Here is a 9,857-nt window from a genome sequence, read left to right on the forward strand (position 1 = left end):
TCCCGGTCCCGCCCACACCCATCGCGGTGCGCAGTTCCTCCACTTCACGCTCGTCGTTCGGGGTGTTCCGGGCCAGCGCCTCCTGCTCGGCCGCGCTGACCAACCGGTCCGCCAGCGGAAAGGCCCGGCCGGGGTTGTGCATGACCATGGGCAGTTCCAACACCACGTCGCGGCGTTCACGCGTGGCCTCGTCGGTGGCCAACCACCTCGCGCGGCCGATGTGACCGGAGGAGACGGCCGCCGCCCACCTCGCCCGTTCCGGATCGATCCCCCCATCGGCGAGGAGCGCGGCCTCGACGGCGGCCGCGTCGGGTTGACGCAGGGCGACGTTCCTCGAGCGGGACCGCAGTGTGACCATGATGTCCATCGGATCCGTCGTGGGCGAGCACAACAGGAAGACCGTGCGGCTCGGCGGCTCCTCCACCACCTTGAGCAGGGCGTTACCGGACTGCTCGGTGAGCCGGTCCGCCTCCTCCACCACGACGATCTGCCAGCGCCCGGTGCTGGGCCGGCTGGCGGCGCGGTGGATGGTCTCCTTGACGTCCTTGAGGAGGATGTTGACCCCCTGCGGCGCCAGGAGGTGGACATCCGCGTGGGTCCCCGCCAGGACGGTGTGACAGGACCGGCACTCCCCACAGCCCACGACCTCCGGGTGCTCGCACTGCAACGCGGCGGCGAAACACGTGGCGGCGACGCTCCGTCCACTGCCCGGCGGGCCGGTGAACAGCCACGCGTGGACCATTCGCGCGTCCGCCTCATCCCACCCCTGGCCGGGGACCCGCGCACGCGCGGCCGACGCCGCAGCGGTCAACTCCCCCACGACGTCGGCCTGACCGGCCAACCGATCGAACACCCCTGGCATGGCCCCACCATATCGCCGCAGTCCGTCACACCTCCGGGCCCGTGACGGGGGCTGGGACTACCCTTGGCCCAATGGAGCGATGGGTCAGGCTGTTCCGGTGGCTGTGGGCCACCCCCTGGCCCGTCTACGCCCTCACGATGGTGCAGGCCAACATCATCGGCGCGGTGTTCGTCTTCGCGTTCCTGCGCTTCGTCCTGCCGATGGACCGCTTCCTCGACCTGGAGCAGTTCCGGTTCCTCAACCAGTACTTGTTCATCGGTTACCTGGTGCTCGCCTTCATCGGCGGGGTCATCGCCTCGACGTTGCTCCTGCTCCCGGTCCTCCGGGTCGACCGCTCGGGTGAGGAGTTCGGCGGGGCGATCCGCAACCGGGCCCTGAAGCTCCCGTTCCACCAAGCGCTCATCTCCGGCACCATGTGGCTGCTCGGCACGGTCGTCTTCGTCGTCGCCAACGTGGGCCACTCCCCCCGACTCGCCCTGGTCGTGGGCGTGACGAGCATCCTCGGCGGGACCACCACCTGCCTCATCTCCTACCTCCAGGCCGAGCGGATCATGCGGCCGATCACCGTCCGCGCCCTCGCTCGGGGCGTCCCCGCCAACAGGCACGTCCCGGGGGTCCGTCGTCGCATCTTCCTGGGCTGGGCTCTCACCACCGTCATCCCCGTCGCCGGGATCCTGCTGATCCTCACCGGGCAGTGGGTCGGGTTGTTCGGCGACGACCCGGGACACATCCTCGTCGCCCTCGCGGTGATGGCCAGCGTCGCCGTGATCGCGGGCGCGATAGGCATGGGCCTGGTCTCGGACTCCATCGCGGATCCCGTCCGCGAGATGCAGGCGGGCGTCGGGCGGGTCAAGAAGGGCGATCTGGAGGCCCGCGTCACGATCTACGACAGTTCCGAAATCGGCCGACTGGGCCAGGGCTTCAACGAGATGGTGACCGGACTCCAGGAGCGCGAGGCGATCCAGGACCTCTTCGGTCGCTACGTCGGCGAGGAGGTCGCCCGCCACGCACTCGAACGCGGGACGGAGCTCGGGGGCCAGGAGAAGCAGGTCGCGGTGCTCTTCGTCGACCTCACCGGTTCGACGGAGTTCGCCGCCGCACACGAGCCGGCCGAGGTCGTCGCCGTGCTCAACGAGTTCTTCCGCATCGCGGTGGAGGCCGTCGACTCCAACGGCGGCTACATCAACAAGTTCCAGGGTGACGCACTCCTCGCCGTCTTCGGCGCGCCTCTGGAGGTCGAGAACGAGGCGGGGCGGGCGCTGCGGGCCGCCCGCGCCCTACAGAGCCAGCTCGCGGGTCTCTCCCCGCTGTCGGCGGGCATCGGGGTCTCCTACGGCACCGTGATCGCCGGCCACATCGGGCACGCCAAGCGCTTCGAGTACACCGTGATCGGCGACCCGGTCAACGAGGCCGCACGGTTGACCACCCTGGCCAAGTCGGAGCAGGGGCACGTGCTGGCGTCGGCGGCGGCGATCCGCAACGCGGACGCGCCCGAAGCCGCGAGGTGGGTGTTGGGCCGAAGCGTCGAGCTGCGGGGCCGCGGAATCATGACACAGCTGGCCAGACCACTGCGGCCGACCCTCGCGGACCGGTGGCAGTCGGGCAACGTCGCGCTGCGCCCCTCCGTCGAGGGAGTAGAGGCCGCCGGCGCCTGAGCGCCCCCCGGCCGAGCCCCGGCACCGGGTATGGGCGGGGTGCCCGCGGGGGTCAGCGTCCCGCGGTGGCCTTCTTCGCCGGTGACGTCCGGGCCGGGGCCTTCTTCGTCGCCTTTCCCCCGGCCTTCTTCGCCGCGGCCTTCTTGGGCGGCGGCGACTTGGCCCGCCTCTCGGACAACAGTTCCGAGGCGCGCGCGTCGGTGAGCGTCTCCACGGTGTCGCCCTTACGCAGCGACGCGTTCGACTCACCGTCGGTGACGTACGGCCCGAAGCGCCCGTCCTTGACCAGCATCTGCTTGCCGGAGACCTCGTCGACCCCCATCTCGCGCAGCGCCTTGGGGGCGGCGGCCTGCCGACCCCGACGCTTGGGCTCCGAGTAGATCTTCAGAGCCTCCTCGAGGGTGATGGTGAACACGGCGTCCTCGGTGTCCAGTGTCCGCGAGTCGGTGCCCTTCCTCAGGTAGGGACCGTACCGACCGAGCTGAGCGGTGATCTCCTCGCCGCTCGCGGGGTCGACGCCCAGGGTCCGTGGCAGGGACAGCAGCTTGAGCGCCTCCTCCAGCGTGATCGTGGCCGGCTCCATGGACTGCATCAGTGATCCGGTCCGGGGCTTGGGGCCCGTGGGGTTGTCGGACTCCTTCTTGGCCTTGCGGGTCACGGCGGACTTGGCCTTCGTCGCCGCCTTCTTGGCCTCGGCTCTGGCCTCGTCGGTCTCCGCGGCGGCGATCGCGGCGTCGCGTTCGGCGTCGATACGCTTCTTCTCCGCCTCGGCGTCGGCGAGCACCTTCTCCGCCCACCGCGCCTTCTCCTCGTCGGTGGGCTCGGGCAGCTTCTCGGTGACGTAGGGCCCGAAGCGGCCGTCCTTGACCACGATCTCGTGACCCGTCTCCGGATCCACACCGAGGGGACGCCCGTCCTGGGGGGTGGCGAAGAGTTTCTCGGCCACCTCGAGCGTGAGCTCGTCGGGGCTCATCCCCTCCGGGAGGTTGGCGCGCTGCGACTCCTGCTCGCCGTCCTCCCCCGCGACCATGCGCTCGAGGTACGGACCGTACCGCCCGACGCGGACGTGGACCGGTCGTCCCTCGGCGTCGTCGAAGACCCGGATGGAGTTGATGCTGCGGGCGTCGATCGCCTCGAGGTTGACGTCGATGAGGTTCTTGAGCCCGACCGCGTGGCCCGCGTCCCCGGCGCCACCGTCGGGCCCGGACGCGCCGGGGTCCCCGAAGTAGAAACGACGCAGCCAGTCGTCCCGGTTCTCGCGCCCCTCGGCGATCTCGTCGAGCTCGTCCTCCATGAGCGAGGTGAAGTCGTAGTCCACCAACCGACCGAAGTTCTGCTCGAGCAGCCCGACCACGGCGAAGGCCACCCAGCTGGGCACGAGCGCGTTGCCCCGGGAGTACACGTACCCGCGGTCCTGGATGGTGCGGATGATGCTGGCGTAGGTCGAGGGGCGGCCGATCCCCATCTCCTCCATGACCTTGACCAGGCTCGCCTCGGTGTAGCGGGCCGGGGGGCTGGTGGTGTGGCCGTCGGCGGACAGGTCCGACCCCGTGAGGTCCTGCCCCTCGCTCAGTCGCGGCAGCCGCCGCTCGGCGTCGTCCGCCATCGGCTTGTCCGAGGGCTCACCGGGCTCCTCGGTCGCCTCCACGTAGGCCTTGAGGAAACCGGGGAACGTGATGGTGCGGCCCGAGGCCGCGAAGGTCGCCCGCTCGTACCCGGACGGGTTCTGTCCCGCGGCGCCCGTGATGCGGATGCTCACCGAGGTGCCCTTGGCGTCGGCCATCTGGGAGGCGACGGTGCGCTGCCAGATGAGCTCGTACAGGCGGTACTCCTCGGCGTCCAGGACGCCGTGCAGCTGGCCGGGGGTGGCGAAGGACTCCCCCGCCGGACGGATGGCCTCGTGCGCCTCCTGCGAGTTCTTGACCTTGCGGGTGTACTGCCGCGGGGTGGGCGAGACGTACTCGCTGCCGTACAGCTCCGTGGCCTGCGCGCGGGCGGCCGCGATGCCGCCCTCGGACAGGGTGGTGGAGTCGGTGCGCATGTAGGTGATGTAGCCGTTCTCGTACAACCGCTGCGCGATGCGCATGGTGCGCTCGGAGGTGTAGCGCAGTTTGCGGCCGGCCTCCTGCTGCAGCGTCGAGGTCATGAACGGCGCGTAGGGGCGGCGGGTGTACGGCTTGGATTCGACGGAGTCGACGACGAAGTCGGCGCCGTCCAGCGCGTCCGACAGCGCGCGGGCCGCGGACTCGTCGAGCACCACCGCGTCCTTGGCCGCGCCGGAGGTCTTGAGTCGACCGTCCTGGCCGAAATCGCGCCCCTGCGCCACCCGGGCGCCGTCCACCGCGGCGAGGCGGGCGTTGAAGCTGCGCGGCTCACCGGCGTCGCCGCCGGTGGCCTCGCGGGTCGTCAGGGTCGCGGTGATGTCCCAGTAGTCGGCCGCGACGAACGCCATGCGCTCCCGCTCCCGCTCGACGATCACGCGGGTGGCCACGGACTGCACGCGACCCGCCGAGAGCCGCGGCATGACCTTCTTCCACAGCACAGGAGAGACCTCATAGCCGTAGAGACGGTCGAGGATCCGGCGGGTCTCCTGGGCGTCGACGAGGTCCGTGTCCAGCTCGCGGGTGTTCTCGGCGGCGGCGAGGATGGCCGGCTTGGTGATCTCGTGGAACACCATCCGCTTGACCGGGACCTTGGGCTTGAGCACCTCGAGAAGGTGCCAGGCGATCGCCTCGCCCTCACGGTCCGGGTCGGTGGCCAGCAGGAGCTGGTCCACGCCCGCCAGCTCCTTCTTGAGCTCCGAGACCTTCTTCTTCTTGTCCGCGCTCACCACGTAGATCGGCTCGAAGTTGTGCTCCGGGTCCACGCCCAGTCGGGCCCAGGGCTCCTTCTTGTACTTGGCCGGGATGTCGGCGGCCCCCTTCGGCAGGTCGCGGATGTGCCCGACGGACGCCTCGACCACGTAGTCGGACCCCAGGTACGGCTGGATCTTGCGGGCCTTGGTGGCGGACTCGACGATCACCAGGCTCCGCTTCCCGCCCGATGCTGTCTGCTTGCTCGCCACTGAACCGCTCCCAACCTGCGCTGATACGTCGGCGACGTGCGCCACCGACGTCCGGTCCCGGATACGGTACGCGTGCCGGGGCCTGTCTATGAGAATTCATACCAGGCCAGGGGCGCTTCGGAAGAGTCGCGTTCGGCGCCGGCCCGCCCCCGGGCGGCGGACGGGCACCCGCGCCGATCGACTCCTCCCCCATGCGGAGGTGCCCCGGACGTCGCCGCGGAAAGCGGCGCGGGGACCGGCGGGCCGACCCGGGAAGGTGCACAGCCGCATCCCTATATATCTGTCACGCGTCGCATCGGGTCGGTTCGTCGTCGTCCCCGGTCACGGACACCCCTCACGAGCAGCAGAAGGGCGTTCGACACGACGCCGGATTGGCACCGATAGACAGACCGGTCTATGGTGGGCAGAAGCGGGAACCACGCCGAACTGGAACGTGTTACCGTTTTCCAATTCCGTCGGGGTGACGAGTCGCGCCCGAACCGGCGTACCGTCGGTGGCCGTACGGGAGTCACGACCAGCCCCGATCATCTCAGACACAACGGAGGTCAGCAGCGGTGGGCAATGCGTCCAAGACCAAGCTGGACAAGGTGGTCATCCGCATCGCGGGCGACTCCGGAGACGGCATGCAGCTCGCCGGTGACCAGTTCACCTCGGAGGCGGCGGCCTTCGGCAACGACCTGGCGACCCAGCCCAACTACCCGGCCGAGATCCGGGCCCCCCAGGGCACGATCCACGGGGTGTCGAGCTTCCAGATCCAGATCGCGGACTACGACATCCTCACCGCCGGGGACCGCCCCGACGTGCTCGTGGCGATGAACCCGGCCGCACTCAAGGCGAACATCGACGACCTGCCCTCCGGTGGCATCCTCATCGTCAACTCCGACGAGTTCACCAAGCGCAACCTCACCAAGGTCGGCTACGAGTCCAACCCGCTCGGTTCCCCCGCCTTCGAGGCGTTCCAGGTGCACGAGGTGGCCATGGGCACGCTGACCATCGGTGCGGTCGAGTCCGTGGACGTGGGCAAGAAGGACGCCGAGCGCTGCAAGAACATGTTCGCGCTCGGACTCCTCACCTGGATGTACGGCCGCACGGTCGACTCGATCGAGACCTTCCTGGGCGACAAGTTCAAGAAGAAGCCGACGATCCTGCAGGCCAACCTGCTGGCGTTGCGGGCGGGCTGGAACTACGGCGAGACCACCGAGGCGTTCGCCTCCGAGTACGAGATCCAGCCGGCCCAGCTGCCCAAGGGTCGCTACCGCCAGATCACCGGCAACACGGCGATGGCCTACGGCCTGGTCACCGCGGGCAGGTCGGCGGACATGCCGGTCTTCCTGGGCACCTACCCCATCACGCCCGCCTCGGACATCCTGCACGAGTTGAGCAAGCTCAAGCAGTTCGACGTGACCACCTTCCAGGCGGAGGACGAGATCGCCGGAATCGGTGCCGCCCTCGGCGCGTCCTACGGCGGGGCACTGGGGGTCACCTCGACCTCCGGCCCCGGTCTGGCGCTCAAGTCGGAGGCCATCGGCCTGGCCGTGATGACCGAGCTGCCGCTGGTGATCATCGACGTCCAGCGCGGCGGCCCCTCGACCGGGCTGCCCACCAAGACCGAGCAGTCGGACCTTCTGCAGGCGCTGTTCGGGCGCAACGGGGAATCGCCCGTCGCGGTGATCGCCCCGCAGTCGCCCTCGGACTGCTTCGAGATCGCCCGGGAGGCGGCGCGGATCGCGGTCACCTACCGCACCCCCGTCATCGTGCTGTCCGACGGCGCGATCGCCAACGGCTCCGAACCGTGGCTCCTGCCCGACGTGGCCGACCTGCCGGCCATCGAGAAGAACCTCGCCACCGCGCCCGCGACCGGCGCGGACGGTGACACCGAGGCCGCCGGGGACTACCTGCCGTACGCCCGCGACCCGGAGACGTTGGCTCGCGACTGGGCGATACCGGGTGAGGCGGGTCTCGAGCACCGCATCGGCGGCCTGGAGAAGGCCAACGGCACCGGCAACATCTCCTACACGGCGGAGAACCACGACCTCATGACCCGCACCCGGGCCCTGCGGATCGCGCTCATCGACGTACCCGACCTCGAGGTCGACGACCCGTCCGGCGATGCCGAGGTCCTGGTGGTGGGCTGGGGATCGTCCTACGGCCCCATCGGTGAGGCGGTCCGTCGCGCCCGCGCCAACGGGCACCGCGTGGCCCGTGCGCACGTCCGACATCTCAACCCGCTGCCCGACAACATCGGCGAGGTGCTGGCCAGGTACCACCGGGTGCTCGTCCCGGAGATGAACCTGGGCCAGCTCGCGATGTTGCTCAAGGCCCGCTTCCCGGCGCAGATCCAGCCCATCACCAAGGTGCACGGCATGGCGTTCTCGGCCGAGGAACTGCAGACCGCCATCGAGGCGGAGTTCGCCGGTCGGCTCACCCACACCGAGCACGACAAGTACCGGCTGGCGCTCGACGGGGTCATCACCACGACCGGCGAGCCCGCCGCGCGTCACCGGCGGATCGGCCACACCGCCACCGGCACCACCACCGCCAACCGAACCCGCTGACCCGCGAGCGAGGAGAGGACTTCCATGACCACCACCGAAACCGGACTCGTCGGCAGCCCGCTGCCCCTGGACGCGTTGGCCTCCGTCCCCAAGAGCGACGCACCGCAGAAGCCCAAGGACTACACCTCGGACCAGGAGGTGCGGTGGTGCCCCGGGTGTGGCGACTACGTCATCCTGGCCACCATCCGTGCCCTGCTGCCCAAGCTCGGTCTCAAGCGGGAGAACATCACGTTCATCTCCGGGATCGGCTGCTCGAGCCGCTTCCCGTACTACCTCGAGACCTACGGCATGCACTCGATCCACGGGCGCGCCCCGGCGATCGCGACCGGCCTGGCCACCGCCCGTCCCGACCAGTCGGTATGGGTGGTCACCGGTGACGGCGACGCCATGTCGATCGGCGGCAACCACCTGATCCACACCCTGCGCCGGAACGTCAACCTCAACATCCTGATGTTCAACAACCGGATCTACGGGCTGACCAAGGGCCAGTACTCGCCCACCTCGGAGTCGGGCAAGGTCACCAAGTCGAGCCCCATGGGCTCGTTGGACCACCCGTTCAACCCGCTGTCTCTGGTGCTCGGCGCCCAGGCGAGCTTCGTGGCCCGCGCCCTGGACTCGGACCGCAAGGGGCTGACCGAGGTCCTCGACGCCGCCGCCCGTCACCGCGGCACCAGTTTCGTGGAGATCCTGCAGGACTGCCCGATCTTCAACGACGGGTCGTTCGACCTGTTGCGCAAGGAGGACGCCGGAAACCACCTCATCGGGGTCCGCCACGGCGAGAAGATCATCTTCGGCGACGAGGGCCAGCACTGCGTGGTCCGCTCCGGGTTCTCGCTGAAGGTCGCGGCGACCGCCGAGGTCGACGAGGCCGACATCGTCGTCCACGACGCCCATGCCGAGGACCCCTCCTACGCGCACGCGCTGGCGAACCTGTCCAGCCAGGATCTCGAGTACACCGTCACCGGGATCATCCGGCAGGTCCAGCGCGAGACCTACGACGACCAGGCCCGCGCCCAGGTCGCCGCCGCCAAGGAGACCGCCCCGTCGGACCTCCAGGCCCTGCTCGACGGCAGCAACACCTGGACCGTGGGCTAGAAGGGCCACGGGCCACGGCTCACGCACCGACGCGATCGTCTCCCGGGGGGCGGCCACCGCACGGATCTGCGCTCCACTCAGATCCTCGTGGTGACCGTCCCCGCGGCGCGTCCCCGGGAGTCCCAGGTGCGCTCGACCACATCAGCCGTGCCGTGCTCGTCGATCCGCACCGCCGTCGTCGACCGGGTCCCGTACCACCGGCCGATCCGGACGAACCGCGACGACAGGCGCCACTCGTGCCAGAGCGGGACCCCGGTCCGTGGGAGGTGCCCGAGCGGTGCCTTGCGGCGATCGGCGAGCAGGTCGAGAAGGGGGCCCGCCCAGTCCTGACCCGAGATCGTCCCGGTCCCCATCAGCGCCGTGACGTCGCGCACCGCGCCGACGACCTTCGGCCACGGGGTGTCCAGCGCCGCGTTGGACAGTCCGTGGACCCCCGTGTCCAGCCGCAGCGGCCCCCGGACGGAGCGGTTGGACGCCCACCACAACTCGTCGAGGTCGCCGGCCAGGAGGTTGACCGGACCGTACCGGCCCAGATCGTCGACGACGTGCCGGGCGAACCCGGTCGCGGGGACCGGCCCGGTGAGCGCCCGGACCGGCAACTCCCCCCGGGAGGCGGTCGCCGGGGC

At 70.1% G+C, this 9,857-nt stretch carries 6 protein-coding genes; 3 read left to right on the forward strand and 3 right to left on the reverse strand.

Annotated elements, in window-relative coordinates; genetic code table 11:
- Nucleotides 1-862, reverse strand: an 862-nt coding sequence (locus tag IY392_RS01455; protein ID WP_194860341.1) for a DNA polymerase III subunit delta', incomplete at its 3' end; no start/stop codon positions are given.
- 71 nt (nucleotides 863-933) lie between these two features.
- On the opposite strand from IY392_RS01455, the gene IY392_RS01460 reads away from it, so the two are divergent.
- Nucleotides 934-2,517 (forward strand): adenylate/guanylate cyclase domain-containing protein, encoded by a 1,584-nt coding sequence (locus tag IY392_RS01460; protein ID WP_107755644.1) that lies wholly within the window; start codon nucleotides 934-936, stop codon nucleotides 2,515-2,517.
- Between the two features lie 52 nt (nucleotides 2,518-2,569).
- On the opposite strand, the gene topA is transcribed toward IY392_RS01460, so the two are convergent.
- Nucleotides 2,570-5,581 (reverse strand): type I DNA topoisomerase, encoded by a 3,012-nt coding sequence (topA, locus tag IY392_RS01465; protein WP_194860342.1) that lies wholly within the window; start codon nucleotides 5,579-5,581, stop codon nucleotides 2,570-2,572.
- Nucleotides 5,582-6,135: 554 nt separating this feature from the next.
- Here topA and IY392_RS01470 point away from each other — a divergent pair.
- A complete protein-coding gene (locus IY392_RS01470) occupies nucleotides 6,136-8,136 on the forward strand; it encodes a 2-oxoacid:acceptor oxidoreductase subunit alpha (RefSeq protein WP_156607083.1) in 2,001 nt (666 codons plus the stop codon).
- Nucleotides 8,137-8,160: 24 nt separating this feature from the next.
- Nucleotides 8,161-9,231 carry a 2-oxoacid:ferredoxin oxidoreductase subunit beta gene (locus IY392_RS01475; protein WP_182612919.1) on the forward strand — a complete coding sequence of 357 codons (1,071 nt, stop codon included), beginning with the start codon at nucleotides 8,161-8,163 and terminating at the stop codon, nucleotides 9,229-9,231.
- A 77-nt stretch (nucleotides 9,232-9,308) separates the two neighbouring features.
- Here the strand turns inward: IY392_RS01475 and IY392_RS01480 are convergent.
- A partial coding sequence (locus IY392_RS01480; RefSeq protein ID WP_194860343.1) for an NRDE family protein occupies nucleotides 9,309-9,857 on the reverse strand: 549 nt, incomplete at its 5' end.

The sequence above is a fragment of the Dietzia sp. SYD-A1 genome, from assembly GCF_015356725.1.
Classification (GTDB): Bacteria; Actinomycetota; Actinomycetes; order Mycobacteriales; family Mycobacteriaceae; genus Dietzia.

Excerpts from the sequence above, each read along its gene's own strand:
- IY392_RS01460 (WP_107755644.1), top strand. The coding sequence starts at position 934 with ATGGAGCGATGGGTCAGGCTGTTCCGGTGGCTGTGGGCCACCCCCTGG.
- IY392_RS01475 (WP_182612919.1), top strand. The coding sequence starts at position 8,161 with ATGACCACCACCGAAACCGGACTCGTCGGCAGCCCGCTGCCCCTGGAC.